The organism is Streptosporangium vulgare, from assembly GCF_042428775.1.
Lineage (GTDB): Bacteria > Actinomycetota > Actinomycetes > Streptosporangiales > Streptosporangiaceae > Streptosporangium > Streptosporangium vulgare.
Genome location: NZ_JBHMBS010000002.1, coordinates 175,844 through 202,181, shown reverse-complemented (window position 1 = coordinate 202,181; position 26,338 = coordinate 175,844). Strand labels below are relative to the sequence as shown.

Here is a 26,338-nt window from a genome sequence, read left to right as displayed (position 1 = left end):
GCCGGGCACGAGAACGACCCAGTCGGAGAACCGTCGTACCGCGTCACGCGGCGAGGGAGCGCATTCTTGACCTCCTCCCCTCCCCGAAGGGAGGGGATTCCCCACGGTCACCCGTGAGGGTTCCTGCTTCACCGCCAGTTGCCCGCCAGGAGGATTCCCCTTTGAGGTCTTACACCGGCTCCACAGGCGTTTTACCTCTCCGCCAGCCCGGCGGCGAGGATGTTCTTCGCGGCGTTGATGTCCCGGTCATGGGCCGTGCCGCAAGCGCACACCCAATCGCGGACGTCCAGCGGCATGGACCGCTGGAGGGTGCCGCACGCCGAACACAGTTTGGACGAGGGGAAGAACCGATCCACGACCAGCAGCTCCCGCCCATACCAGGCTGCTTTGTACTCCAGCATGGACCGCATTTCCCGCCAGGAGGCGTCGGAGACGGCACGGGCCAGGCTGTGGTTTTTCACCATGTTGCGCACGGTGAGGTCTTCGATCACGACCGTTTGGTTCTCACGGACGAGACGAGTGGTGACCTTGTGCAGATGGTCTCGGCGACGGTCGGTGATGCGGGCATAGACGCGGGCGAGGGCGAGTTTCGCCTTGGCCCGGTTCGCCGACCCCTTCTCTTTGCGGGAGAGGTTCCGCTGGGCCTTGGCGAGCTTCTTGCGGTCGGCCCGCTCATACTTGGGGTTGACGATCTTCTCTCCGGTGGAGAGCGTCGCCAACGCCGTGACACCCGCGTCCACCCCGGCCGCATTGGCCGTCGGGTCAAGCGGCCGGATGGTGTCTTGGCACAGGATGGAGACGAACCAGCGGCCCGCCGCGTCCTTCGACACCGTCACCGTGGACGGCTCGGCCCCTTCAGGCAGCGGACGCGACCACACGACGTTCAGCGGACCGTCCAACTTCGCCAGGGTGAGCTGACCGTTCCGGTATTTGAACGCGGAGCGGGTGTACTCGGCCGACAATCGGGACTTCTTGCGGGACTTGAAGGCCGGGTACTTCGCGCGTTTGGCGAAGAAGTTCGTGAACGCCGTCTGAAGGTGGCGCAATGCCTGCTGAAGCGGCACCGAGGAGACCTCGTTCAAGAACGCGAGGTCGTCGGTTTTCTTCCACTCCGTGAGCGCGGCCGACGATTGCACGTAGGAGGTCTTGTGGCCTTGCAGCGTGTAGGCGCGGGTGCGTTCTTCGAGGGCTTTGTTGTAGACGAGGCGCACGCAGCCAAACGTCCGGGCAAGCTCTTCGGCCTGTTCAGGGGTCGGGTAGAAGCGGAACTTGAACGCCCGCTTCACGGTCTGCGCCATGTCTCACATTCTAACGCAAGATCAGCTAACAGTGGACGTGTGTTCGATTCCAGCTTCGTGCCGCATGGTGCCGCGTTTCCTCTCCGGCCTGAAGGCCGGAGTATCCACGCTGGAGGTATTTGATGACAACCTGCAGGCTGTGCGGCTCGACGAGCCTCGCCAGCGTCGTCGACCTCGGGGCGACCCCGCCCTGCGAGCGGTTCCTCACCGAGCGGCAGCTGGAGGAGCCCGAGGTCACCTACCCGCTGCACCTGCGGGTCTGCACCGGCTGCTGGCTGGCGCAGATCCCGCCGATGATCACGCCTGAGGAGACCTTCACCGAGTACGCCTACTTCTCCTCGTACTCCACCTCGTGGGTGGAGCACGCGCGGAGGTTCGTGGACGGGGCGGCCGACCGGCTCGGGCTGGGGGCCGGGTCGTTCGTGGTCGAGGTGGCGAGCAACGACGGGTACCTGCTGCGGCACGTCGTCGAGCGGGGCATCCGGTGCCTGGGCGTCGAGCCGTCGGAGAACGTCGGCCGGGCGGCCACGGAGGCCGGGGTGCCGACCCTCACGGCGTTCCTCGACCCGGAGACCGGCGCCTCGGTCCGCGCGGAGCACGGGCCCGCCGACCTGGTGGTGGCCAACAACGTCTACGCCCACATCCCGGACGTCGTCGGGTTCACCCGGGGGCTGCGCGCCCTGGTGGCCGACGACGGCTGGGTCTCCATCGAGGTCCAGCACCTGCTCACCCTGATGGAGCGTAACCAGTACGACACGATCTACCACGAGCACTTCCAGTACTACACGGTCGCTTCCGCCCAGCGCGCCCTCGCCACCGGCGGGCTCGCTCTCGTGGACGTCGAGTCGCTGCCCACGCACGGCGGCTCGATCCGCCTGTGGGCCAGGCCGCTGGAGGCCGTGAACGAGCAGGGTGAGCCGGGCGGGCAGGGTGAGCGGGGCGGGCGGGTGGCCGCGCTGCTCGCGGCCGAGAAGGCGGCCGGTCTGCACGAGCTGTCCGGGTACGCCGAGTTCGGCGAGCGGGTGGCACGGGTGCGGCGCGACCTGCTGGGCTTCCTGCTCGACGCCGCCCGCGAGGGCAGGACCGTCGCGGGCTACGGGGCGCCGGGCAAGGGGAACACCCTGCTCAACCACTGCGGCATCCGGCCCGACCTGCTCCCCTTCACGGTCGACCGCAACCCGTACAAGCACGGCAGGTTCACCCCGGGCACGCGGGTGCCGATCCTGCCGCCCGAGCGGCTCGCCGAGGAGCGGCCCGACTACGTGCTGGTCCTGCCGTGGAACCTCCGCGAGGAACTCGTCGGCCAGCTGTCCTTCGTGCACGCCTGGGGAGGCCGGCTGGTCTTCCCCATCCCCAACCTGGAGATCGTCGAGGTGAACCCGTGAAGGTCGTCCTCTTCTGCGGCGGATACGGCACCAGGATGCGCACCGGCACCCCCGGCGACGCGCCCAAGCCCATGCAGCTCGTGGGGCCCCGGCCGCTCATCTGGCATGTGATGCGCTACTACGCGCACTTCGGGCACACGGAGTTCATCCTCTGCCTGGGGTACGGCGCGCACCACATCAAGGACTTCTTCCTGAACTACCAGGAGACGACGTCCAACGACTTCGTGCTGCGCGGGGGCAGGATCGAGCTGCTGTCCACCGACATCTCCGACTGGTCGATCTCGTTCGTGCAGACCGGGATCGCGTCGCCGATCGGCGAGCGGCTGCGCCGGGTCCGCGACCACCTGGACGGCGAGGAGATGTTCCTGGCCAACTACGCCGACGTGCTCACCGACGCGCCGCTGCCGGAGATCGTCGACCGCTTCACCCGGTCGGGCGCGGCCGCGTCGATGATGGTGGTGCCGCCCGCCGACACCTTCCACTGCATCGAGCTGGGGGAGCGCGGCACGGTCGGCGGGATCACCCCGGTCAGCGAGATGCCGCTCTGGGTCAACGGCGGCTACTTCGTGCTCCGCCAGGAGATCTTCGACCACATCCCGGAGGGCGGCGACCTGGTCGCGGACGGCTGCGCCGAACTGGCCAAGCGCGGCAGGCTGCTCGCCTACCCGCACCGCGGCTACTGGCGGCCGACCGACACGGTCAAGGAGCGGGTGGCCCTGGACGAGGCCTACTCGCGCGGCGACCGCCCCTGGGCGCTGTGGGAGCGCGAGCGGGCGCCGGTACCCGGTCAGGCGCCCGCGTACGAGCCCGTGGTGGCGCTCGGGGCAGGGCCCGCGGCGGTGACGGCCACGTGATCAGGTTCCGGCCGGCCAGGACGGGCCGGATCGCGCTGCTCGCCGCGCACTGCGACGACCTCGCCATCGGGGCGGGCGGCAGCCTGCTCACCGTTTGCTCCGCGCGCCCCGGCGTCCAGGTGGACGCCCTGGTGCTCTCCGGAGGCGGGACCGAGCGGGAGGACGAGGAGCGCGCCGCGCTGGCCGCGTTCTGTCCCGGCGCCGACCTGCGGCTCACCGTGCTCAAACTGCCCGACGGGCGGCTGCCCGCGCGCTGGGAGGAGGCGAAGGAGGCGGTGGAGGAGCTGCGGGCGCGCACCGACCCCGACCTGTTGTTCGCGCCGAACCCCGCCGACGCCCACCAGGACCACCGGGGCCTGGCCAGGCTGGTGCCCACGGCCTTCCGTGACCACCAGGTGCTCGGCTACGAGATCGCCAAATGGGACGGCGACCTCGGGCGGCCCATGGCCTACCAGCCGCTCACCCCGGAGATCGCCGAGGCGAAGGTGGGCCTGCTGCACCGCCACTACCCCTCGCAGCGCCACCGCTCCTGGTACGACCGCGAGGCGTTCCTGGGGCTGGCCCGCATCCGCGGGATCGAGTGCCACGCCCGCTACGCCGAGGCGTTCCACGTCAACAAGCTCACCTTCGATCTGGCTGGAGGCTGAACCGGATGCGCGTGCTGCTGACCGGGCACCAGGGCTACCTGGGGAGTGTGATGGCCCCGGTGCTCGCCGCCGAGGGTCACGAGGTGACCGGGCTCGACTCCGGGCTCTTCGCCGGGTGCCTGCTGGGCCCCGCGCCCGACGACCCGCCCGGACACACCGTCGACCTGCGGGACGTCACCCCCGAGGCGCTGGCGGGGGTGGACGCGGTGGTGCACCTCGCCGCGCTGTCCAACGACCCGCTGGGCGCGCTCGCGCCCGAGCTGACCTACGACATCAACCACCGCGCCGCGGTGCGGCTGGCCCGGCTGGCGCGCGACGCGGGCGTGCGCCGCTTCCTGTACGCCTCCACCTGCTCGGTCTACGGCGCCTCCGGCTCGGACCTGGTCGACGAGGACGCGCCGCTGCGTCCGGTCACCCCGTACGCCGACTCCAAGGTCCGGGTGGAGAACGACCTGATCAAGCTGGCCGACGACGACTTCAGCCCGGTGTTCCTGCGCAACGCCACCGCGTTCGGGTTCTCGCCCAGGCTGCGCGCGGACATCGTGCTGAACAACCTCGTCGGGCACGCGCTCCTGTCCGGGGAGGTCAGGGTGCTGTCCGACGGCACCCCGTGGCGCCCGCTGGTGCACGCCGCCGACATCGCGAACGCCTTCGCCATGGCGCTGACCGCCCCGCGCGACGCGGTCCACGCCAGGGCGTTCAACGTCGGCACCGAGGAGAACAACGTGACGGTGGCGGAGATCGCCGCCGAGGTCGCCGAGGCGGTGCCCGGCTCCCGGGTCGTGATCACCGGGGAGACCGGGGCCGACCCGCGTTCCTACCGGGTCGACTTCTCCCGGATCCGGGACGCGCTCCCCGGCTACCGGGCGCTGTGGACGGTGAAGGCGGGCGCGGTCGAGCTGGCCGAGGCGTACGGGCGGTTCGGCCTGACCGAGGACGGCTTCCGGCGCCACTTCACCAGGCTGGCGTGGCTGTCGGCCCGCCGCGAGGCCGGGACCGTCGACGGGGCGCTGAGACCACGCGGGGCGGTGAACGGTGACGGGTGACATCGGCGGCACGGGCGCCACAGGTGCTACGGGTGCCACAGGTGGCACGGATGACACCGGTGGCGGGGCGCCGGAGGCGACGAGCGGGGCGCCGGGAGCGGTGATCGGTGACGCGGCGCCGGAGGCGGAGGGCGGTGGCGAGGGGCGCGAGATGCGTGACCTCGTGGCACGGCTCTACCCGCTCTGCAGGAGCATCACCGGCGACGGCGTGCGCCGCACCCTGGAGATCATCGGGGAGTCCCTCAGGCTGCAGGTCCGCGAGGTGCCGACGGGCACCCAGGTCCTCGACTGGACGGTGCCCAGGGAGTGGAACATCCGCGACGCCTACGTCAAGGACGCCTCGGGGAACAGGGTCGTCGACTTCGCCGCGTCGAACCTGCACGTGGTCGGCTACAGCGTCCCGGTGTCGGCCACCATGACCCTGGACGAGCTGCGGCCTCACCTGCACACGCTCCCCGAGCAGCCCGCCCTGGTCCCGTACCGCACGAGCTACTACGCGGAGACGTGGGGCTTCTGCCTCGCCCACGACACCCTGGAGGGTCTCCCCGACGGGCCGTACGAGGTCATGATCGACTCCACGCTCGCCGACGGGCACCTGACCTACGGCGAGCACGTGGTGCCCGGCAGGGTCGCCGAGGAGGTGCTCGTCTCCTGCCACGTGTGCCATCCCTCGCTGGCGAACGACAACCTGGCGGGCGTCGCGGTGGCGGTCCGGCTCGCCCGGCGGCTGGCCGGGGCCGACCCGTGGTACACCTACCGCTTCCTGTTCGCGCCGGGCACCATCGGCGCGATCACCTGGCTGGCGCGCAACCGGGAGCGCGCGGGGCGGATCAAACACGGCCTGGTGCTGGCCTGCGCGGGAGACCGCGGCCCGCTGACGTACAAGCGCAGCAGGCGGGGCGACGCCGAGATCGACAGGGCCGTGCGGCACGTCCTGCGGACTTCGGGGCGCGCCCACACGGTCGTGGACTTCTCCCCGTACGGCTACGACGAGCGGCAGTTCTGCTCGCCCGGCTTCGACCTGCCCGTCGGCTCGCTCACCAGGACCCCGTACGCGGGCTACCCCGAGTACCACACCTCCGCCGACGACCCGGACTTCGTCTCCCCCGGGGCGATGGCCGACACCCTGGAGACCTGCTGGGAGGTCACCCGGGTGCTGGAGGACAACCGCGCCTACCTCAACCTCAGCCCGTACGGGGAACCGCAGCTGGGCAGGCGGGGTCTGTACGGGTCGCTGGGCGGGCGCAGCGACACGAAGGAAGCCCAGATGGCGATGTTGTGGGTGCTGAACCTCTCCGACGGGAGGCACAGCCTCCTGGACATCGCCGAACGGTCCGATCTTCCCTTCGGTGCCGTGGCGGAGGCGGCACGGGCCCTTCGCGGTTCGGGACTTCTCAAGGAGTGTTCGCTGTGACGCGGTTCCAGGTCGTGACGGGCTCCCGGGCGGGTGAGGCGCTCAACCTCCGGGTCGGCGAGACGGTGGAGGTGCTCAGCGAGGCCGAGATCATGGCCACGCTGGACGGCAGGGGGGAGCTGGACGAGCTGCCGTTCATGCCGGAGATGCTGGCCTTCTGCGGGCGTCGGCTCACGGTGCACAAGGTGGCGCACAAGCTCTGCGACACGATCAGCAGCAGCGGCATGCGGCGGATGGAGCGCGCCGTCCACCTGACCGGGGCCCGTTGCGACGGGCAGGCGCACGGCGGCTGCCAGACGGCCTGCCAGTTCTACTGGAAGGAGTCCTGGCTCAAGCGGGTGGACCCGGACTCCCCCCCTTCCCCCGTCGCGGCCGCCCCGGGGAACGGTCTCGCCGCGGGCAGGCCGCTGCTGCCGATCCTGCAGGCCGCCACCAGGAAGGAGCCCGGCCCCGACGGGGAGGAGCGCTTCTCCTGCCAGGCGACCGAGCTGCTGCGCGCGGCGCCCACCTGCCTGCCGTTCAAGGACGTCGGGCAGTACGTCGCCGACGTGCGCACCGGGAACGTGGGCGTGACCTGGATGCTGCGCTCGTTCCTCGTCGGGCTGTTCAACCGCTTCCAGCAGGTCAGCAAGCGCCTCCTGCCCAGGCGGCTGTGGATCAGGGGCGGGATGCGCTGGGGGTTCGTCAAGGGTGAGGCCGGGCCGACCACCCCGACGCTCACCCTGGACCTGCGGCCGGGAGAGCTGGTCAGGGTCAAGTCCAAGGAGGAGATCCTCAAGACGCTCAACGACGGCCTGCTCAACCGCGGCATGGGGTTCGAGGAGGAGATGTCGCGCTACTGCGGTCACGTCGCGCGGGTGAGCGCCCGTGTGGAGAGGTGCCTGGACGAGAAGACCGGCCGGATGCTGCGGATGAAGAACCCCTGCATCGTCCTGGAGGGCGTCGTCTGCGCGGGCGCGTACAACGTCAGCTGCCCGCGCGAGTTCGTGCCGTTCTGGCGGGAGATCTGGCTCGAACGCGTCGAGGAGCCCTGCTGAGCGGGCCGTCCCACGAACCAGGCGGCGAGACGGGTGGAAGGTAGGCATGGAGCAGCGCAACCGGCCGGACCGGGAACAGGGCGCGGACGCCGGTGATCACATCGATCACACCGGTCATCGCGGTCACCATGATCACCGCGATCACACGGCTCACGGTGACCACGGTGACCGCGGCGGGACGGGCGCCGTCGGCGAGCCCGGCGGACCCAGCGGGACCGGCACGGCCGACGGAACCGACGGAACCGACGGGATCGACGGGATCGACGGGATCGACGGAACCGACGGGACCGGCACGGCCGGTGAGCAGGTCGGGTCGATCGGCAGGAAGGCCGGTCGCGGGCTGCGCTGGAGTCTCCTGGGCAACCTGGGGACGAAGGCGACCACCTTCGTCATGGGACTGGTGCTCGCCCGGCTGCTCGTACCGGAGGACTTCGGCCTCTACGCCATCGCGCTCGCCGCGACCACCTTCGTCATGCACGTCAACGACGTCGGCATCATCGCCGCCACCGTGCAGTGGCGGGGCAGGGTCGAGGAGATGGCGCCGACGGCGACGGTGATGGCCGTGGCGTTCAGCACCGGGATGTACGGGATCTTCTGGGTGGTGGCCCCGTACTTCGCGGAGCTGGCCGGAAGCGTGGAGGCCACCCCGGTGGTCCGGCTGCTCACCGCGATCATCCTCATCGACGGCGTCACCGCCGTGCGGGCCGGTTCGCTGATGCGCGGGTTCGGGCACGACAGGCTCACCAAGGCCAACATCGCGGGCTCGCTGGTCAACGCCGGGGTGGCCGTCACCCTCGCCGCGAACGGCGCCGGTGCCTACAGCTTCGCCGTCGGCCAGGTGGCGGCCAACACGGTCACCGGCGCGCTGGTGTTCGCCTGGGCCGGGCTGCCGTTCCAGCTCGGCTTCGACCGTGAGGTGGCGGCGCGGCTCCTGCGGTTCGGGGCGCCGCTGGCCCTGGGGCTCGGCATCGAGGCGGTGCTGATGAACGCCGACTACGTCATCGTCGGCGCCGTGCTCGGTCCCGTCGCCCTCGGGTTCTACCTGCTGGCGTTCAACGTCTCCAGCTGGGTGCCCAGCGTGATCGGCACCGCCCTGCGGTACGTCACCGTGCCCAGCTTCTCGCGGCTCGCCGAGCAGCGGCCGGAGTCGCTGTCGCTGGGGGTGCAGCGCTCGGTGCCGTTGCTGGTCGCGTTCGTCCTGCCGGTCGCCGTGGTGACGGCCACGCTGGCCCCGGCGATCGTGGCGTTCCTCTACGGGGAGAAGTGGGCCCCGGCCGCCGGGGTCCTGGCGCTGCTCGCGGTCCTGATGGTCGTGCGGATGCTCACCTCCCTCGCCTTCGACATCCTCACCTCGGCGGGTGCCACCAGGTCCACCGTGTGGATGAACCTCGGCTGGGCCGTGGCGCTGGTGCCCGCGCTGTGGGCGGGCACGCACTGGTACGGCATCCGCGGCGCGGCGATCGGGCACGCGCTGGCCGGTGTCCTGGTCGCCCTGCCGGTGGCGGCCCTGGCGCTGAGCCGGGCGGGGGTCCGCCTGGCACCCGTCCTGCCCGCCCTCGTACGCCCGTCGCTGGGCGCCGTGGTCGCGGCGGCCGTCACGGTGGCGCTCGCCGACCTGACGAGCTCCCTGATGGGCGGGCTCACGGGCGGGGACACGGGTGGGGTGACCGCGGGCTCCGCGCTCGTCCGGCTCTGCGTGGCCGGTGGTGGGGGACTGCTCGCGTACCTCCTGGTCGCCGTACCCGCGGCGCGGCTCAGACAGCTCGGCGCGCGGGCGATCCCCGCCCGCGCCCGCTGACCGTCCACGGCTCCGCGAAACCTGCGAGATCCACGAGCCCCGCAAGCCCCGCAAGACCTACGAGACCTGCAAGACCTGCAAGCCCACGAGATTCACGAGATTCACGAGAGGAGAGACCGGATGGAGAACTCCGACACGCTGGTGTCCATCGTGCTTCCCGTGCGCAACGGGGCCGGGCGGATCGAGGGCGCGGTCCGTTCGGTGCTCGGCCAGGACCACGAGCGCCTCCAGCTGGTGATCTCCGACAACGCGTCCACGGACGGCACCGAGGAGATCTGCCGCGACCTGGCCGCGACCGACCGCCGGATCGTCTACCGCAGGCACCCCGAGAACGTGGGCCTGTTCGACAACTTCGTTCGTACGACCGAGCTGGTCGCGGGCACGTTCTTCCGCTGGGTCGGCGACGACGACCGGCTGGAGCCCGCGTGCGTCTCCCGGTCCCTCCAGGCGTTCGCGGAGGACGACCGGCTCGTCCTGGTCACCACGCAGGTCGCCTACACCGGACCCGACGGAACCGTCACCACCGCTCCCCTCGACGGCTCCGGGCTGTCCTCGGACGACCCGGTCGAGCGGTTCGCCGAGATGCTGCGGCTGCTCAACGAGAGCCACCTGCTCATCGACCCGCTGTACGGCACGCTGCGGCGCGACCCCCTGGCGGCGATCCCCCGGCGCAACATGCTGCGCGAGGACGAGGTGTTCGCGGCGAAGCTCGCGCTGGCCGGGCCGTGGGGACACGTCCCCGAGGTCCTCGCCCACCGCAACTGGAAGCACGACACCCTGTCCGCGATCGCCCGCCGCCTCGACGTGCCGCCCTGGCGGGCCCGCTGCGCCGGCGTCCTGCAGTGCGCGGAGCTGTTCCGCTGGCTGCGGCAGGCCGACCTCACCCCCGACCAGCGTCGCCGCGCCCGCGCGGCCGTCCTCGGCATGTACGCGCGCCGCCAGCGGCTCACCGCGGCCCGCCGGGGCCGCAGGCTCGCCCTGATCGCCTCCGGGCTCGTCCCCGGCGGGCGGTGAGAGATGCCGTCCGCCCCGGTGACCCCGGACCGGTGATTCCACCCCGGTGATCCCAGACCGGTGATTCCAGACCAGACCAGTGACTCCAGAAAGGAGAACCCCGTGACCACCGTCTTCTCCAACAGCGTGGTGGACGACGACACGCGCAGGGAGCAGCTCTATCAAGGGCAGGTCTTCGTCTACTCGGCGACGCCCGCCTCCACCCTGCTGGCGGCCTTCGCCAGGGAGCTGATCGCCGAGGCGTTCGGCGAGCGCGATCCGGAGACCGCCCAGTTCGACATGCCGGTCGAGGAGTTCGCCGACCTGCTCGCCGGGCTCAAGCCCCGGTTCATCCATCACCCCCGGTGCAAGGAACTGCTGCCCGCGGTGCTCAAGGAACTGGGCTGCGACCTGGACCGCACCTATTTCGACGTGCCCCGGCTGCGCACCTCCACCTCCCACGACTACCTCACCTCCGGCATCTCCTACGCCTTCCACCCCCACCGCGACTGCTGGTACTCGGCCCCGTTCAGCCAGCTCAACTGGTGGATCCCCGTCTACGAGGTGGTCCCGGAGAACGTGATGGCCTTCCATCCCCAGTACTTCGGCAGCCCGGTGCGCAACGGCAGCGCCCGCTACGACTACGCGGAGTGGAACAGGACGAGCCGGCTCACCGCAGCCCGGCACGTGCGCGGCGACACCAGGGAGCAGCCCCGCCCCGAGGAGGAGGTCGTGCTCGACCCGCAGGTGCGGGTGGTGCCGGAGCCGGGGGGCGTCATGGTGTTCTCCGGCGCCCAGCTGCACTCCACGGTGCCCAACACCTCGGGCAGGACCCGCTTCAGCATCGACTTCCGCACGGTGCACATCGACGACGTACGCACCCGCCGTGGCGCCCGCAACGTGGACGCGGAGTGCACCGGTACCACCCTGCGTGACTTCGTCCGCTCCTCCGACCTCGACCCGATGCCGGAGGAACTGGCGCTGGAGTACGAGGCGGAGGCCCTGACCAGGGTCGGTTGGGCGGCCGGACACCCGGCCACCGCCACGCCGAGGTGACGCCATGTGACGTCCGTGGCGACGCCCGTAGTGACAACAAGGAGTTCGTGTGCTGCGACCAATACGCATCGTGTCCTGGGCGTCCGGCGCGCTCGGGGGAGCGGGGACGACGTAGTGGAGTTCTGGAAGACCCTCCTCGACCTCGCCAGAAGGAAGCGGGTCGGGTTTCCGCTGGCCGGCCTGGCACTCCTCGCCGCCGTGGTCGTCTTCTCCGTGGTGCCCCCGCGCTACGTGTCGAGCGCCTCCATGGTGCTGACGACGCCCCCCGCGGGAGGTACGACGGACCCGGCCAAGCCGCCGGGGCGGAGCAACCCGCTGCTGCAGTTCAGCGACGGCCTCAGGACCACGGCCGGCATCCTCATCCTGTCCATGAACACCGAGGCGGTCGCCACGGAACTGGGCATCGTGAAGGACGGCCCCGTCACGGTCACGATCAACGACGGGCGCACCAACCCCAACATGCTCGGCATCCTCATGAACGGCCCGTTCGTGTACCTGGAGGTGGAGAGCGACTCCGCCGAGGTCACCCGCACCGTCATGGCCAGGACCCAGTTCCGGCTCAGGACCGAGCTGGTCCGCAGGCAGGAGGTGCTCGGCGCCCCCCGCTCCACCTTCATCGGGTTCGTCGAGGTGGTGCCCGCCGCCTATCCCGTGATGGACCGGAGCGGTACGTGGCAGGCCGCGGGCGGGGCGGCGTTCGCCGTCGTCCTGTTCGGTCTCGGCGCGGTGTACGCCGTGGAGCGCCGGAGGGTGTTCCGGCGGAGGTCCGGTGGCGGGCGGCCCGGTGAGCCCAGGCCGGTCACGGACGCCGCCCCGGCCCCGGAGGCGGTCCCGCCCCCGGCAGGCCGTTCCGAAGAGGCGCGTCCCGATGACCTTCCAGAAAAGGGCCGCGAGCACGAGGACGGCGAGGAAGGCGGGGAACCCGCGACCGACAGGGGCGGCAGGGGGCGTGGAGGCCGTGACGGCAGGAGCGTCCCCGAGCCGCCGATCACCGTGTATCCGGTGGAGGCGATGTCCCCGGCGCCCTCGGCGACACCCGGACGAGGGCGACAAGTGGACGACGACAAGTAGACGGCGACAAGCAGGCGACCGCGACAGGAAGACGAGAGGAAGCGCGTGGACTTCTGGGGGACCGTACTCATCGTGTTACGGCGCTGGTACATCGCCCTGCCGGCGTTCCTGCTGTCCATCGGCGCCGCGCTGGGCGTCTACTCGTCGATCCCCACCCTCTACGTCTCGAACGCGGTGCTCGTACTGACCGTCCCGCCCACCGGGGGGAGCCTGCCGAGCGACCCCGAGCGTCCCAACGGGCTGACCAACCCGCTGCTGAACTTCGACTGGGGCCTGAGCATGTCCGCCTCGATCCTCATCCAGGTGATCAGCGCACCGGAGACGGCGGAGGCGCTCGGCGTACGGCCCGAGGGTGACACGACCTTCACGGCCACCAACGGCAGCACCAACCCGGAGGCGCTGGACGGCGGGCCGTTCGTGTACATCGAGGGCACGAGCATGTCGCCGGAGGGTGCGCGGGACATCGTGACGCGGGTCAGGGACCGCGCGAGGATCGAGCTGGCCGGTCGGCAGAGGCAGCTCAACGCGCCCCTGGCGACCTACATCACGATGAACGAGATGGTGTCGCCGACGGAGCCGCGACCCCAGACCGGGGGGAAGACGCGCGGGGCCGCCGCCGCACTGCTCCTCGGGGTGCTCGCCAGTCTCGCCGCGGTGTTCTCCCTGGAGAGCTTCCTGGACGCCCGGAGGCGGAGGCGCAGGGTGCCCGTGGCGGCGTCCGGGCTACCCGCCGAACCGTCCCTCCTGAGGTGGTGAGGATTTCCGTGGCCCGCACGATCCCGGCCCCCACCCCCGCCCCCGCCCCGGCTTCCGCGGCCGTCGCCTCCCTGGACCGCCCCGGTCTGCGCAGTGCCGACGGGGCCACCCTCGCCGCCGCGTTCGCGGTGGTCCTGATGCTGTCTCCGGCGCGGCTGGTCTTCCGCGGCCTGCCCTTCTCGCTCACGCCCGCCGACGCGGTCGGTCTCTTCGCCGCGCTGTGGTGGTTCTGCGCGCAGCTCACCACCACGCTCGGCGCGGCCAAGGGCTCCAACCCCGTACGCACCTCGCTGTTCGTGTACACCGCGGCGATGCTGGCCACCTACGGGTACTCCAGCGCCGCCTACCTGCCGCCCGACGAGCTCGACATGGCCGACCACAGCATCGTCCTCGTCGTGGCGCTGGTGGGCATCGGCCTCGGCGCGTGCGACGGCATCCGGGGCCGGGAGCGGCTGGACTTCGTCCTGAGGTGTCTCGTGGTCTCCGGCGCGGCCGTCGGGGTCATCGCGGCGCTCCAGTTCGTGCTCGAATTCGACCTGACGAAGTATCTGGCCTTCCCCGGTTTCCGGTTCACCTCGGAGCTGCCGGCGATCCTCGAACGCAACACCCTGCGCCGGGTCGCGGCCACCACGGGACATCCCATCGAGCTCGGCGTCGTCTGCGCGATGATCATTCCTCTCGCGCTGCACTACGCGTTCGGCGCCCGCGACAGGGGGGAGCCCTCCCTGCGGTGGTGGGCCTGCTGCGCGCTGATCGGTACCGGGCTGATGTTCTCCGTGTCGCGGTCGGCGGTCCTCGGGCTCGGCGTCGTCAGCGTGGTGCTGGTCGCCGGGTGGCCCGCGCGCAGGAGGATGTGGGCGGCGATCGGCGGCGCGGGCTTCCTGGTGGGGATGAAGGTGGCCGTACCCGGCCTGATGAGCGTCTTCCTGGGGCTGTTCACCAGCCTGTCCAGCGATTCGAGCATCCAGTACAGGACCCACGACTACGCGGTGGCGGCCACCGAGATCGGGAACCACTTCTGGGTCGGCAGGGGACTGGGCACCTGGTACGCGCCCAAGCATCTGATCTTCGACAACCAGTACATCCTGTCGCTGGTGGAGACCGGGGTCATCGGCATGGCCACCTTCTCCGGGATCTTCCTGACCGGCATCTGGGCGGCGTTGCGCGTCCGCCGCCTCAGCCCCGACCCCGACGTACGGGATCTGGGGCTCACCCTGGCCGCGTGCCTGGTCGTCCCCCTGGTCGGGGCGGCCACGTTCGACCTGCGCTCGTTCGCGACCGTGACGGGCCTGTCGTTCCTGATCATCGGAGCCGCCGGCTCGCTGCTGCGCGCCACCCGGCAGCCGAGGGCTCAGGCCGTCCGGCCGCCGGAGAGGCCCGACGGGGAGTCCGGTGCGTCCAGGGAGTTCGGTGCATCCAGGGAGTTCGGTGAGTCCGGGAGGTCCGGGGAGGAGACCGATGAGAAGGCCGACGCGAAGGCCGTCGAGACCGTCGGGAAGGTCACCCGGCCAGCCGGGCGCGCAGATCCGCCCAGGAGCCCGCGGCCAGGTCCCGCTCGCTGATCGCGGTGACCGGCAGCGGCCACCGGATGCCGAGATCGGGGTCGTCGTAGCGGACGGCGAGGTCCTCGGCGGGATCGTGCTCCCGGTCGATCCGGTAGCAGACGTCGGCCTGGTCGGTCAGTGCCTGATAGCCGTGCAACAAGCCAGGAGGAACGTAGAGGTGGACGAACGTCTCATCGTCGAGAATCACCGACATCTGGCGGCCGAAGGTCGGCGAGCCCGGCCGGGCGTCGACGAGCACGTCGTGCACGGCCCCGCGGGCGCACCGGACGAGCTTGGCCTCCCCCCGGCCGCCCCGGCCGTGCAGGGCCCTGATCGTCCCCAGCCGGGACCGCGACTGGCTGTCCTGGACGAACGCCTCGGGCCGCAGCCCGTGGGCGGCGGCGAGCGCCGCGTCGAAGGTGCGGGTGAACAGCCCGCGATCGTCCCGGTGCTGGGTGGGAACGAAGAGCAGGACATCGTCGATCTCGCCGCGTTCGACTCTCATGAGCCCATCTTTCCGGCTTCCGAACCTTCCGGCCACGAAGAACCGGGAAACGGTAGAGATCGGCGTACCCCCGAGAGGTCCGGGGCGGGATTCGCACGTGTCCGGGTCGGGGCCGTCGAGGTCATGGCGGTCGGCGAGGCGGAGCTTCTCGACCATGTGGCGGCCGAGTGGCGGCGGGGACGCGGCGGCGCGATCGTCACCGCGAACGTCGACATCGTCCGCGCCGCCACACGTGACCCCGCCCTGGCGGACCTCGTCACCCGTTCCGAGATCGTGGTCGCCGACGGCATGCCGGTGGTCTGGGCGTCGAGGCTCGCCGGAGCGGCGGTTCCCTGCAGGATCACCGGCGCCTCGCTCGTGCACTCCCTGGCCATGCGGGCCGCGGGCGAGAACCGCTCGGTCTACCTGCTCGGCGGGGAGCCCGGCGTCCCGGAGGACGCGGCGCGGGTCCTCGCCGGACGCTGCCCGGGACTGCGCGTGGCGGGCACCTGCTCGCCCCCCTTCGGGTTCGAGAGGACGCCGGACGGGATGCGCGAGGTGGTCGAGGGGGTGGTCGCCGCCGCCCCGGACCTCGTCCTCGTCGGGCTGGGCTTCCCCAAGCAGGAAAGGGTCATCGAGGCCCTCAGGGCGGAGCTGCCCGACGCCTGGTACCTCGGCTGCGGAGCCGGGATCCCGATGGCGGCCGGACGGTTCAGCCGTGCCCCGGGGCCGGTCCAGCGGGTGGGAGCGGAGTGGCTGTACCGGCTCGCCCTGGAGCCGCGCCGCCTGGCCCGCCGCTACCTGCGCGACGACGCCCCGTTCGCGGTCGCCCTGCTCGCGGGCGCCCTGCGCGTCCGCCTGACATCGAGGCGCCGCGCATGACCCCCGATCCCGCGTCCGAGGCGCTCCACGCGACCGCTGACTCCCCGCCCTCCGGATCCTCCGGCGCGATCGCCCTCCCACCACGGTCCTCTCTCACGAGAAACGGCTCCGACATGGCTGTTCCAGACCGGCCTCCGCTGGCCATAGTGATCGTCACGTATTCGAGTGGCAAGGTCGTCGAGGGCTGCCTGCGCTCGCTCGACGCGGCCCTGGCCGGTGCCGGTCCGGCACGGGTCGTGGTGGTGGACAACGCCTCGCCCGACGACACCGTCGAGCGGGTGCGCGAGGTCGCGCCCGGGGCCGAGGTGATCCAGACCGGGCGCAACGCCGGTTTCGCCGCCGGAGTGAACGCGGGCATCGCCGCCGCGGACGGCTGCGACGTACTGGTGCTGAACCCCGACATCCGGCTCGCCCCCGGCTCGGTGCTCCTGCTCCGGCAGGCGCTCGCCCTGCCGGGGACCGGGATCGCCGCGCCCCGCCTCACCGGTGAGACGGGAACGCTCCACCTGTCCATGCGCAGGCGGCCCACCGTGCCGAGGGCGCTCGGGGAGGCGCTGCTGGGCGGGCACAGGGCCGGGCGGGTTCCGGCGCTCGGCGAGCTGGTCGTGGACCCGGCCGCCTACGACAGGCCGCAGGTGGTCGACTGGGTGGCCGGTGCGGCCTGGCTGATCTCCCGCGCCTGCCTGGACGCCCTGGACCCCCTCGACGAGCGCTACTTCCTGTACTCGGAGGAGACCGAGTACATGCTCAGGGCGGGTGAGGCGGGGTTCGCCGTCCGGTACGAGCCCCGTGCCGTGGCCGTTCACCTCGGTGGCGAGCAGTCCACGTCGAGCAGGCTGTGGGCGCTGTCGGCGGCGAACCGGGTCCGGATGCACCGGGAGCGGTACGGCCGCCCGCGCGGGCAGCTGATGCGGCTGGCCGTCGGGCTCAACGAGCTGGTCCGCGCGGTCACCAGGGGCCGGGCGGGCGGGGCGCGGCACCGGGCCGCCCTGCGCCGGCTGGTCCCCCTGCGAGAGTGGCCCCTCCTGCCCGGCGAGGAGGGGACCTCTTCCCCTCGGCCCCCGACGCCCTCCCCGGCCCAAGGAACGCCCTCCCCGGCCCACGGGACGGCCTCCCCTGCTCGTACGGACCCTGCTCGTACGGACGGGGTTCTTCGGACGGCGGACAACCCCGTTCACACGACGGCCTCTCCCGGCTACGTCTGCTTCTCGGCGCAGGACTGGTGGTACCACAACCGGGCGCACTCGGACTTCCAGCTCATGCGCTCGGTCGCCGCGCACCGGAAGGTCCTCGTGGTCAACAGCATCGGGATGCGCATGCCGATGCCGGGCAGGTCCACGCAGGTGCTGCGGCGCGTCGGGCGCAAGCTGCGCAGCGTCGCGATGCTCGTCAGGAGGCCGCTGCGGGAGCTGCCCGGCTTCTACGTGATGTCCCCGCTGCCGCTGCCCTTCTACGGGTCGCCGCTGGCCAGGCGGGTGAACGCGCTGCTGGTCAGGGCCCAGGTGCTGGCCGTCTCGCGGGCCCTGGGACTGCGCCAACCCGTGATCATGGTGACCATCCCCACGGCGTGGGACGTGGTGCGGCCGATGCGCAGGCGGGCGCTGGTGTTCAACCGCTCCGACCGGCACTCGTCGTTCCCCGAGTCCGACCGGCCGACCATCGAGGCGCTGGAACGCGGCCTGCTGGAGCGCTCCGACCACGTGGTCTACGTCAGCACCGCGCTGATGGGCGAGGAGAGCGGCATGACCGGGGACCGCGCGCACTTCCTCGACCACGGCGTGGACACCGACCACTTCCGGCGGCGCCCGGAGAGCGAGCAGCCCGCCGACCTCCGCGCGATCCCCGGGCCGAGGGTGGGGTTCTTCGGCGCGCTGGACGACTATCTCGTCGACTTCGACCTGCTCGAACGGATCGCCGTCGAGCTCCCCGGCGTCTCGCTGGTCCTGATCGGCGACGCGACCGTCCCGATGGAACGGCTCACCCGCCATCCGAACGTGCACTGGCTCGGATTCAGGCCGTACGAGCAGATCCCCGCGTACGGATCGGGATTCGACGTCGCGATCATGCCGTGGCTGGACAACCCGTGGATCAGGCACTCGAACCCGATCAAGCTCAAGGAGTACCTCGCGCTGGGCCTTCCGGTGGTGAGCACCGATTTCCAGGAGCTCGCCGGCTATGCCGATCGCGTGCGGATCGCCACCGACGCAGACCTCTTCCTCGACGCTGTTCGTGCGACGTTGCGCGACGGGGGCCTGCAGCCCGCGGACACCATACGGGGGTCCGTGCTCGGTGCCTCCTGGTCGTCGCGTGCCGCACAGCTGATGGCGCTCGCGGAGCTGTCACCGGGTCCGCGTTGAGGAGGACGAGACCATGAGATCCGAAGAGCACGGGCGGACGACCGACCACGGTGAGACGACCGACCGCGGTGGGACGACCGGCCGCGTGCGCACGACGGGACGCCGGGCCAGGCGGTCGTTGCCGATGCTGGTCGGGGCCGGAGCCGTCTCGGTGTCGGTGGCGGTGCTCGGGATCTCCTGGATCGACGTACCGGGAAGCCGGGATCGGGCGGCGGGCGCCCTCTCGGAAACGGCCGCCGCGTGGTCGGCCGCGGGTCCGCCCCCGACGGCCGCGCGGGTGCCGTGGGAGGGGGGCCCCGCCTACTACGGGCGGTTCGCCGCGCCGGCGGCGGCGGGCTGGACGAACCCGTGGTTCTTCCCGGTGGGCGTCTGGTTCGAGTCCGTGATCACCCAGGACGACGCGAACAAGGACCGGGCCGCCGGGATCAACACCTACGTGGAGCTGACCGAGACCAGCGACATGGCGCTGGTGCGGAAGAACGGCATGTCGGCGCTGACGAGCGTCCCGCTGCCCGGCCACGGCAAGGAGACGGTGGGCTGGCTGCTCAACGACGAGGTCGACATGTGGGCGAAGGCCGGGGACGCGGGGTGGACCGGCAACCACCCCGGCGAGGGCCCCCTGTGCGTCCCCGAGGACAAGGGGTGCGGTTTCACCGTGCTGCGCACCCGCAAGGAGAAGGTCCCCAAGGGCGACGGCAGGCTGCACTACGCCAACTACGGCAAGGGCGTGATGATGTGGGAGAGGGACACGGACGCCGCCACGTTCGTCAACCGCTTCACCGACGTCGTCTCGTCCGACATCTACTGGTACACCAGCGCGAGCGTCTGCCTGGACGGGCAGAACTTCCTGTCCCTGCCGGCCTCCCGCTGCCGCAGGGCCGCCAACTACGGCGCCGTCCTCGACCGCCAGCGCGAGCTGGACGCGCTGGACGGACGCCGCCAGCCGATCTACGGCTTCGTCGAGGTCGGCTGGCCCGCCGAGAACGACACCCGGGCCATCCAGCCGCAGCAGGTGACGGGCGCGGTCATGAGCGCGCTGATCCACGAGGCCCGGGGCATCATCTACTTCAACCACAACTTCGGCGGGCCGTGTCACTCCCAGCACGTCCTGCGCGAGGGCTGCGGGAAGAAGGTGAGGCCCGCGGTGACCGAGGTCAACCGTCGCATCGGGCGACTGGCCCCGGTGCTGAACACCCAGTCGTACGCGCACCGCTTCGGCACCGGCCTCGACACCATGCTGAAACACCACCAGGGCTCGTACTACGTCTTCGCGATGCCCAGCGCGAACACGGCCCCCGGCAGGCGGACGTTCACCCTGCCACGCGGGATGCGCGCCACGCGCGCCGAGGTCCTCTTCGAGAACCGGACGCTCCCCGTCGACGCCCAGGGCCGGTTCACCGACTCCTTCGCCGCCGAGTACTCCCACCACATCTACCGGATCACCCCGTGACACCTGTCCTGTGACGACGTTCATGGAGCACGCGGGACGGCGAGTCGCCACGACGGCCCGGTCACCGCTCGGCGGACGACCGTCCTGCCGTGCTCTGCCCGTCGGCGGCCGCGAGCACCGAATCGACCAGCGCCGCGACGGACCGCCCGCCACCCGCGCCGATGCGGTCCAGGGCCGGCCTGCCGATGACATCGATCATGAATGTCCGGTGGCACTCCGCGCGGGCCGCGATCGGCTCCTCGGCGCGGGGGCGCCGGCCCGTGCTTTGCAGTCACTTCCAACCACGGTTGCGGTGGATCACAAGCCATGATCGCCACCATCGCCCACAGGGCCGCTGAGCGCGGCCCTGTGAAGCCCGAAGGAGGTGAACGACATGCTGAGAATCGATGATCTTCCCGCCGGTGTCTCCCCGCTTGAGGGCGAGGAGCTGGAGGTGGTCGCGGGCATGGAGCCGGACTGGAGCGGTTATGTGTGCACTGCCAGCCAGGCTGGCGACTGCTGGAAGCGATAAGCCGACCGCGATGACCGAGGTTTGGTGAACAGCGGGGAGCTCTCATCCGGCTCCCCGCTGTTGCGACAGTAAGGGACCATACGACCCGTGTTATTGATCATCAGCAGCCACCGCGACGATTCGGTGCACGCCGTGCTGCCCAAACTGCAGGAGCGCGGCGTGCCGCTGCTGTGGTGGGACGAGGCCGACTACCCCGGGGCCTCCACCCTCACCGCCGGCTGTCTCGATGGCCACTGGTGTCAAACGCTGACTTATCGGGGCGAGACGTACGATCTGTCGAAGGTGCGCGCGGTATGGGACCGGCGCCCCGACCGGCCATCCGCGCTTGAGGTGCCGGAACCGTCACAGCGTGCCTTCGCCGAGCACACGGCCAAGGTCGCGCTCTCCGGCGCGTACGACCTCATGGTCGGCGCCCGGTGGATGCCCGCGTTGCCGCAGCACGCCGCGGCCATCGACAACAAGCTGTTGCATCTGCGCCGGGCCACTGAGCTCGGGTTGACCGTGGTCGACACGGTGGTGACCAACGACCCGGAGGTCCTGGTGCCGGTGTGGAACCGGACCGGCGGTCGGATGATCACCAAGACGCTCGAGTTCCGCCCGTTCGCACTGGACGGGGAGAACGGTCACCTGTACACCGCGACGGTGCCCAGACGGCGGCTGACCGGGCGGCACCGGCTCCGGCATGGTCCGGCGATACTGCAGCCGAACGTGCCCAAGGCGTACGAGCTGCGGGTGACCGTGGTGGGCGAGCAGGTGTTCGCGGCCCGCATCGACTCCCAGGCCTCGCGGATGACCACCGTGGACTGGCGGCACTACCACGACGCCAAGGTGGGCTATGCGGCCTACGACCTGCCGCGGGACATCGGTGACCGCTGTGTCCGCCTGGTGGCCGGGCTGGGTTTGAGCTTCGGCGCGCTGGACTTCATCGTGACTCCGGACGGCCGGTACGTCTTCCTGGAACTCAACGTCAACGGCCAATGGGCCTTCGTCGAGCTGCGCACCGGCATGCCCATCAGCGACGCCATCGCCGACTGGCTCGCCGCCGCCTGTGTCTCGGCGGCCGTTGTCGCCGATCCGGCCGGCGCGGCCGACGCCCGTCCCGATGTGGTCGCCACTGCTCGCCCCGATCTGAAGGATTCCGCCGATGCCCACTGACCAGAGCACACTTGGCCCGGCAGCCGCTGCCACCACGTTCGCCGACGCTCCTGCCGCCTTCGCCGACGACCTCGCCGAGGCGGTCACGCTCCTGCGGGGGTTGCCGACCGCGCGAGACGCGGTGGGCGAGGCGCGGCGGCGCGTGCGCGACTGGGCCGCCGCGCGGCCGTACCTGCGCGCCCAACTGGCCGTCGACGAGCCGCATGGGACGACCCGGGTCGGTTACGACCTGCTCCTGGACCATCCCGAAGGCGGCACCGTCGCGCTCTCGACCGAGGTGGACGACGGCATCCCATGGCTGGTGGACCACTCCACCCACTGGGCGGCGGCCAACATCCTCAGCGTCGACGGGACCGGGCTGTCGATCGCGGCGGCGCTGTCCACCATCCGTGCCCTGGGCGTACGCGACCAGCAGCTTCACGAGCGGCTCGTGGACCACCGCATCCTGCTCAACGAGTTGGAGAAGGCACACCAGGTGCCGACCCCGGCCGAGATCCAGGCGGCCTCCGACGAGTTCCGCCGGCGCCGAGGGCTCACCGGCCGGACGCAGACGCTGGAGTGGCTGGCCGAGGCCGGCATGTCGCCGGAGGTGTTCCAGACCTACGCCCGTACCCAGGCGCTCATCGCCCGCATCCGCGACCGTTTCGCCGGAGAACCCGCCCGCCGCCACCTGGCCGAACACCCGGAGGACTTCACCGCGCGGCGCGCGGTGTGGGTGACCGGGCCCGACGCCGATGAGCTCGGTGCCCTGTTGGAGGGCCCGGCGAAGGAGTTCCCCCTCCGATCCCTGGCCGCACTCGAACGCCCGGCCGGGCCGTCCGGGCACAGACTGCGGATGCACGCCGCCACCGCGCTCACCCCGCGGTTGCCCGAGCCCCTGCGGGCGGTGGCCGAGGGGGCGGTGGCCGGACCGGTTCCGCATGAGGGCGGGTATCTGGCCGGGGCCGTCTACGAGGTCCTTCCGCCCGACCCCGACGCGCGGGAGGTGGTGGAAGCCGCGCGGGACGCGGCCTTCCAGGCGTGGCTGGACGAGCAGCGGCGCACGGCGGAGATCCGTTGGTTCTGGCTTTGAGCACGATCGGGCGGATGTGACGGTGAGGAAAGTCAGGCGGTTCCAGCCGGTCCGCCAGATCAAGGAGGTGCGGCGGTGAAACGCCGCGTGCCGCTGCGGATGCAGCTGGCCCGCAGCGACTGCGGCGCCGCGTGCCTGGCCATGGTGCTCAGCGCGCTGGGCCGCCGCACCGGCCTGGCGGAGGTGCGCGAGCACCTGACCGAGGGCGTGGACGGGGTGAGCCTGCGAGAGATGATCCAGGCCGGGACCCACTTCGGGCTGCGGTTACGGGCCTGCCGCGCCCCGATCGACACCACCGACGCGCTGCCCGCACCGTTCGTCGCCGTGTGGGAGAACAACCACTTCGTCGTCGTCGAACATGTCGATTCGCGCGGCGCCACCGTGGTCGATCCGGCACGGGGACGGCGGCGACTGTCGCGACAGCAGTTCCAGGACGGGTACTGCGGCAAGGTCCTGCTGGCCGACGCCCCCGCCGGGCTCACCCCCGCCGCCCGGCCCCGGCCCTGGCGCGTGCTGCGCCCGCTCCTGGCACCCGCGCTGGCCGACCGGAAGCTGATCGCCGCGGTGCTGGCGGCCTCGCTGACCGTGCAACTGCTCGGGCTGGCGGTGCCGTTGTTCACCAAACTCGTGGTGGACCGGCCGGTGACGATGGACGTGACGACGCTGGCGGCCGCCGCGCTGTGCGTCGTGCTCGTGTACGGGCTGACCGCCTGGGCTCGTGCCCGGGTGCTGATCCGGCTACAGACCTCGGTCGTGGCCGAGGGGATGCGCGCGCTCGTCGGCCACACCCTGGCGCTGCCGTACCGCTTCTTCCAGCGTCACTCCAGCGGCGACCTGCTGAGCCGGCTCAGCGGGGTGGCCATGCTGCGCGACCTGCTCACCGAGCAGTCGCTGGCCTTCCTGTTCGACCTGGCCACCGCGGTGACGTACCTGACCCTGCTCGTCATCGCCGCCCCCGGGCTCGGGCTGGTGGCGATCGTGGCGGCGGTGCTGCAGGCCGGCGTGGTGCTGGTCACCGCCCGCCGCGGCATGCATCTGGCCTTCGCCGCCCTGCACACCAACGCCGTCACCCAGGCCACCATGGTCGACAGCCTGGCGGGCGTCGAAGCGATCAAGGCGTCCGGCGGGGAGGCGGCCGCCGCGGCCCGCTGGCGCACCCATCACGAGGAGGAGCTGACCACCGGGGCGGCCCGGGATCGGCACGTGGCCACGGTCCAGACCGTCACCACCACCCTGCAGATCGCACTCCACCTGGGCCTGCTGGTGACCGTGTTCGCCTCGACCACCGGGACGCTGGGCGACCGGCTCGCCCTGGTGTCCCTCGCCGTCGCCGCGACCGCGCCGCTCGCGTCGCTCCTGGGCATCGTCTACCAGCTGCAACTGGCCGCGGCGCACCTTGGCCGCATCGCCGACCTGATGGGCACGCCGCAGGAGCGCACCGGTGGCGTCCGTCCGGACGGCGGGCTGAGCGGCAGCATCACCGTCACCAAGATCAGAGTCGGCTACGACGCCCGTACGCCGGTGCTCCGCGACCTCTCCCTGCGCATCCCGGCCGGCGCGCGGGTCGCCATCGTCGGCGCGTCGGGGTCGGGCAAGACCACCCTGGGCCGTACCCTCATCGGCTTGACCGAGCCGACCACCGGACAGGTCCGCTTCGACGACGTCCCGTTGCAGGAACTGGACCGGCAGTGGCTGCGGCAGCAAGTAGGCGTGGTCACCCAGCAGCCGCACCTGTTCGCGGGCACCATCACCGCCAACATCGCGGGTTTCACCTCCGTCAACCACCAGACGGTCGAGCACGCCGCCCGCCTGGCCGAACTGCATGACGAGATCACGCGCCTCCCGCAGGGCTATGACACCCACATCGGCGAGGGCGGCACGCGCCTGTCCGGCGGCCAGCGCCAGCGCCTGGCGCTGGCCCGCGCCCTGGTCCACCGCCCCCGCATCCTGCTGCTGGACGAGCCCACCGCGGCGCTGGACGCGGTCACCGAGGAACGCATCCGCCGCAACCTGCTCAAGCTCGGACAGACGCAGATCGTCATCGCCCACCGGCTGTCCACGATCCGGGACGCCGACCTGATCGTGGTGCTGCACCGCGGCCAGATCAGCGAGGCCGGTACCCACCACCAGCTCATGGACCACGGCGGCCACTACGCCCACCTGGTGCGGAACCAGCACCAGACGCCCGACCCCGTACCGATCCTCAACCCTCGTTGACAGGTACGCCCGGACGGTGCACGTCGACGCCCAGGGCAGGTTCACCGACTCCTTCGCCGCCGAACACTCCCACCACATCTACCGGATCACGCCCTGACGCGTTCCGCAGACGTCCCCCTGGTAAATGACGCGGACAGCCTGGGGTGTCCCGCTCGGCAACACCGAGGCAATGTTCTATTATCGAACACGTGATGGTTGACGCGGAGACGCTGGGACGGCGGATCGCTGAGGCACGTGGGCGAGCCGGTCTCACGCAGGTCGAGCTGGCCGCCCTGATCCCGCTGGACCGTTCGGCTCTGGCGAAGATCGAACGGGGAGACCGTCGCATCTCGGCGTTGGAGCTGGCCAAGCTGGCTGACGCGATCGACATGCGAATCGAGTGGTTCATCCAGGATGCGCCTGCTGCGATCGTCTCCCGCCGCAACGCGCAGGAGCCGGGTGCACCCAGTCCGAAGATCGATCTGATGGTCGAGCGGCTCACCCGGGCAGTCGAGTTCGTCGCCGGACAGGCGGAGCACTTCGCCCTGCCCGGCACTCCGAGCAGGGAGATGCCCGAGACCAATGCCCAGGCCGAGAAGCTCGCCTCGGACGCACGAGCGCTGCTGGGTGCGGAAGGCGACGGTCCGATCGTCGGTTTGGACGAGAAGGCGGCCTCGATCGGCCTGCTTGTCTTCTCATATGACCTCGGTATCGACACGGCCGACGCGGCGACGGTCCTGCTGCGCAGCGGAGGCGTAGCGCTCATCAACGGACAGCGACGTGTGGGCAGAAGGCGTCTCGCGCTCGCTCATGAGCTCGGTCACTATCTTGTGGCCGACGAATACACGGTGGACTGGCGTATCGCCGAGCAACAGAACGTCGAACAGCGAGAGAGCTTTTTCGACCGTTTCGCACGTGCTCTGCTGCTACCGCAGGCGAGCATCGAGCGTGAATGGAAGAACCTTGTGGCCGACAGCGAAGGCGAACTGCGGACGGCTGCCGTGCGCATTGCCAGCGCTTATCGCGTCGACATGACGACACTCGCCCGACGGCTCAACGAACTCGGCCTCATTACTCACGGCGATGCCGGAAAAATCCGAATTATCAGGACGACGCGTGCGGATATCATAGATTTCGATCTTGTGGTGGCGAAGGACGAGCTCGTTCCTCCCAGCTTGCCGCGAAATTACGAGCGTGCCGTTCTGGGGTTGTATCGTAGCGAGGTGATCTCCGCGGACCGAGCCTTGGACCTCCTGTTCGACACCTGGGACGAGAGCATGTTGCCCCCGCTGCCCAGGCGTTCCGAAGGTGCGATCTGGCAGTACGTCTGAC

General features: G+C 71.0%; 22 protein-coding genes and 1 pseudogene. 20 read left to right on the top strand and 3 right to left on the bottom strand.

The features are described from left to right. Positions 1-93 precede the first annotated feature (93 nt). Positions 94-1,298, bottom strand: a pseudogene (locus ACFFRH_RS04885) (RNA-guided endonuclease InsQ/TnpB family protein); the annotation flags it as partial. Positions 1,299-1,420: 122 nt separating this feature from the next. Here ACFFRH_RS04885 and ACFFRH_RS04880 point away from each other — a divergent pair. The 12 genes from ACFFRH_RS04880 to ACFFRH_RS04825 all read left to right on the top strand — a co-directional run bounded on the left by ACFFRH_RS04880 (position 1,421) and on the right by ACFFRH_RS04825 (position 14,917). After that, positions 1,421-2,683 carry a class I SAM-dependent methyltransferase gene (locus ACFFRH_RS04880; protein WP_386154514.1) on the top strand — a complete coding sequence of 421 codons (1,263 nt, stop codon included), beginning with the start codon at positions 1,421-1,423 and terminating at the stop codon, positions 2,681-2,683. Continuing rightward, positions 2,680-3,537 (top strand): sugar phosphate nucleotidyltransferase, encoded by an 858-nt coding sequence (locus ACFFRH_RS04875; RefSeq protein ID WP_386154511.1) that lies wholly within the window; start codon positions 2,680-2,682, stop codon positions 3,535-3,537. The genes ACFFRH_RS04880 and ACFFRH_RS04875 overlap by 4 nt, the downstream gene beginning before the upstream one ends. Further along, a complete protein-coding gene (locus ACFFRH_RS04870) occupies positions 3,534-4,184 on the top strand; it encodes a PIG-L deacetylase family protein (protein ID WP_386154508.1) in 651 nt (216 codons plus the stop codon). The genes ACFFRH_RS04875 and ACFFRH_RS04870 overlap by 4 nt, the downstream gene beginning before the upstream one ends. A gap of 5 nt (positions 4,185-4,189) precedes the next feature. Continuing rightward, positions 4,190-5,230, top strand: coding sequence for an NAD-dependent epimerase/dehydratase family protein (locus ACFFRH_RS04865; protein WP_386154505.1), 1,041 nt, complete (start codon positions 4,190-4,192; stop codon positions 5,228-5,230). A 151-nt stretch (positions 5,231-5,381) separates the two neighbouring features. Continuing rightward, positions 5,382-6,644, top strand: coding sequence for a DUF4910 domain-containing protein (locus tag ACFFRH_RS04860; RefSeq protein ID WP_344747297.1), 1,263 nt, complete (start codon positions 5,382-5,384; stop codon positions 6,642-6,644). Continuing rightward, positions 6,641-7,681 (top strand): hypothetical protein, encoded by a 1,041-nt coding sequence (locus ACFFRH_RS04855; RefSeq protein ID WP_344747296.1) that lies wholly within the window; start codon positions 6,641-6,643, stop codon positions 7,679-7,681. Before ACFFRH_RS04860 ends, ACFFRH_RS04855 begins: the two co-directional genes overlap by 4 nt. Positions 7,682-7,727: 46 nt before the next feature. Continuing rightward, entirely contained in the window at positions 7,728-9,479 is a 1,752-nt protein-coding gene (locus ACFFRH_RS04850; RefSeq protein ID WP_344747295.1) for a lipopolysaccharide biosynthesis protein, read from the top strand. Between the two features lie 120 nt (positions 9,480-9,599). Further along, complete coding sequence (locus ACFFRH_RS04845; RefSeq protein WP_344747294.1) at positions 9,600-10,493, top strand: glycosyltransferase family 2 protein; 894 nt, start codon at positions 9,600-9,602, stop codon at positions 10,491-10,493. Between the two features lie 102 nt (positions 10,494-10,595). Further along, positions 10,596-11,528 carry a phytanoyl-CoA dioxygenase family protein gene (locus tag ACFFRH_RS04840; protein ID WP_344747292.1) on the top strand — a complete coding sequence of 311 codons (933 nt, stop codon included), beginning with the start codon at positions 10,596-10,598 and terminating at the stop codon, positions 11,526-11,528. A gap of 114 nt (positions 11,529-11,642) precedes the next feature. Beyond that, positions 11,643-12,599: a hypothetical protein gene (locus ACFFRH_RS04835; protein WP_344747291.1), complete on the top strand. Its 957-nt coding sequence runs from the start codon at positions 11,643-11,645 to the stop codon at positions 12,597-12,599. A 45-nt stretch (positions 12,600-12,644) separates the two neighbouring features. Further along, a complete protein-coding gene (locus tag ACFFRH_RS04830) occupies positions 12,645-13,355 on the top strand; it encodes a hypothetical protein (protein WP_344747290.1) in 711 nt (236 codons plus the stop codon). Positions 13,356-13,363: 8 nt separating this feature from the next. Further along, positions 13,364-14,917 (top strand): O-antigen ligase family protein, encoded by a 1,554-nt coding sequence (locus ACFFRH_RS04825; protein WP_344747289.1) that lies wholly within the window; start codon positions 13,364-13,366, stop codon positions 14,915-14,917. Here ACFFRH_RS04825 and ACFFRH_RS04820 read toward each other — a convergent pair. Continuing rightward, a complete protein-coding gene (locus ACFFRH_RS04820; protein ID WP_344747288.1) occupies positions 14,856-15,404 on the bottom strand; it encodes a dTDP-4-dehydrorhamnose 3,5-epimerase family protein in 549 nt (182 codons plus the stop codon). The two genes, ACFFRH_RS04825 and ACFFRH_RS04820, sit on opposite strands and share 62 nt — an antisense overlap. On the opposite strand from ACFFRH_RS04820, the gene ACFFRH_RS04815 reads away from it, so the two are divergent. The 3 genes from ACFFRH_RS04815 to ACFFRH_RS04805 all read left to right on the top strand — a co-directional run bounded on the left by ACFFRH_RS04815 (position 15,291) and on the right by ACFFRH_RS04805 (position 20,072). Beyond that, on the top strand, positions 15,291-16,265 hold the full coding sequence (locus ACFFRH_RS04815) for a WecB/TagA/CpsF family glycosyltransferase (protein WP_512701124.1): 975 nt from the start codon (positions 15,291-15,293) through the stop codon (positions 16,263-16,265). The two genes, ACFFRH_RS04820 and ACFFRH_RS04815, sit on opposite strands and share 114 nt — an antisense overlap. Before the next feature lie 113 nt (positions 16,266-16,378). Then, complete coding sequence (locus tag ACFFRH_RS04810; RefSeq protein WP_344747286.1) at positions 16,379-18,622, top strand: glycosyltransferase; 2,244 nt, start codon at positions 16,379-16,381, stop codon at positions 18,620-18,622. A 13-nt stretch (positions 18,623-18,635) separates the two neighbouring features. Beyond that, the gene (locus ACFFRH_RS04805) at positions 18,636-20,072 is read left to right on the top strand and encodes a hypothetical protein (protein ID WP_344747285.1); all 1,437 of its coding nucleotides are present in this window, start codon (positions 18,636-18,638) and stop codon (positions 20,070-20,072) included. A 61-nt stretch (positions 20,073-20,133) separates the two neighbouring features. On the opposite strand, the gene ACFFRH_RS04800 is transcribed toward ACFFRH_RS04805, so the two are convergent. Continuing rightward, positions 20,134-20,271, bottom strand: coding sequence for a hypothetical protein (locus tag ACFFRH_RS04800; protein ID WP_344747284.1), 138 nt, complete (start codon positions 20,269-20,271; stop codon positions 20,134-20,136). A gap of 174 nt (positions 20,272-20,445) precedes the next feature. On the opposite strand from ACFFRH_RS04800, the gene ACFFRH_RS04795 reads away from it, so the two are divergent. From ACFFRH_RS04795 to ACFFRH_RS04775, 5 genes are all read left to right on the top strand, one after another. Further along, the gene (locus ACFFRH_RS04795) at positions 20,446-20,583 is read left to right on the top strand and encodes a hypothetical protein (protein WP_344747283.1); all 138 of its coding nucleotides are present in this window, start codon (positions 20,446-20,448) and stop codon (positions 20,581-20,583) included. A 93-nt stretch (positions 20,584-20,676) separates the two neighbouring features. Continuing rightward, a complete protein-coding gene (locus ACFFRH_RS04790) occupies positions 20,677-21,738 on the top strand; it encodes an MvdC/MvdD family ATP grasp protein (protein WP_386154493.1) in 1,062 nt (353 codons plus the stop codon). Then, positions 21,728-22,810, top strand: a complete 1,083-nt coding sequence (locus tag ACFFRH_RS04785) for a TIGR04500 family putative peptide maturation system protein (RefSeq protein ID WP_344747281.1) — start codon at positions 21,728-21,730, stop codon at positions 22,808-22,810. Before ACFFRH_RS04790 ends, ACFFRH_RS04785 begins: the two co-directional genes overlap by 11 nt. Positions 22,811-22,885: 75 nt before the next feature. Next, on the top strand, positions 22,886-25,027 hold the full coding sequence (locus ACFFRH_RS04780) for a peptidase domain-containing ABC transporter (RefSeq protein ID WP_344747279.1): 2,142 nt from the start codon (positions 22,886-22,888) through the stop codon (positions 25,025-25,027). 191 nt (positions 25,028-25,218) lie between these two features. Next, positions 25,219-26,337, top strand: a complete 1,119-nt coding sequence (locus ACFFRH_RS04775; RefSeq protein WP_344747278.1) for a helix-turn-helix domain-containing protein — start codon at positions 25,219-25,221, stop codon at positions 26,335-26,337. The last annotated feature ends 1 nt before the right edge of the window (position 26,338 follow it).

Excerpts from the sequence above, each read along its gene's own strand:
- ACFFRH_RS04865 (WP_386154505.1), top strand. The coding sequence starts at position 4,190 with ATGCGCGTGCTGCTGACCGGGCACCAGGGCTACCTGGGGAGTGTGATG.
- ACFFRH_RS04845 (WP_344747294.1), top strand. The coding sequence starts at position 9,600 with ATGGAGAACTCCGACACGCTGGTGTCCATCGTGCTTCCCGTGCGCAAC.
- ACFFRH_RS04880 (WP_386154514.1), top strand. The coding sequence starts at position 1,421 with ATGACAACCTGCAGGCTGTGCGGCTCGACGAGCCTCGCCAGCGTCGTC.
- ACFFRH_RS04795 (WP_344747283.1), top strand. The coding sequence starts at position 20,446 with ATGCTGAGAATCGATGATCTTCCCGCCGGTGTCTCCCCGCTTGAGGGC.
- ACFFRH_RS04820 (WP_344747288.1), bottom strand. The coding sequence starts at position 15,404 with ATGAGAGTCGAACGCGGCGAGATCGACGATGTCCTGCTCTTCGTTCCC.
- ACFFRH_RS04805 (WP_344747285.1), top strand. The coding sequence starts at position 18,636 with ATGAGATCCGAAGAGCACGGGCGGACGACCGACCACGGTGAGACGACC.
- ACFFRH_RS04850 (WP_344747295.1), top strand. The coding sequence starts at position 7,728 with ATGGAGCAGCGCAACCGGCCGGACCGGGAACAGGGCGCGGACGCCGGT.
- ACFFRH_RS04860 (WP_344747297.1), top strand. The coding sequence starts at position 5,382 with ATGCGTGACCTCGTGGCACGGCTCTACCCGCTCTGCAGGAGCATCACC.
- ACFFRH_RS04800 (WP_344747284.1), bottom strand. The coding sequence starts at position 20,271 with ATGATCGATGTCATCGGCAGGCCGGCCCTGGACCGCATCGGCGCGGGT.
- ACFFRH_RS04785 (WP_344747281.1), top strand. The coding sequence starts at position 21,728 with ATGCCCACTGACCAGAGCACACTTGGCCCGGCAGCCGCTGCCACCACG.
- ACFFRH_RS04810 (WP_344747286.1), top strand. The coding sequence starts at position 16,379 with ATGGCTGTTCCAGACCGGCCTCCGCTGGCCATAGTGATCGTCACGTAT.
- ACFFRH_RS04775 (WP_344747278.1), top strand. The coding sequence starts at position 25,219 with ATGGTTGACGCGGAGACGCTGGGACGGCGGATCGCTGAGGCACGTGGG.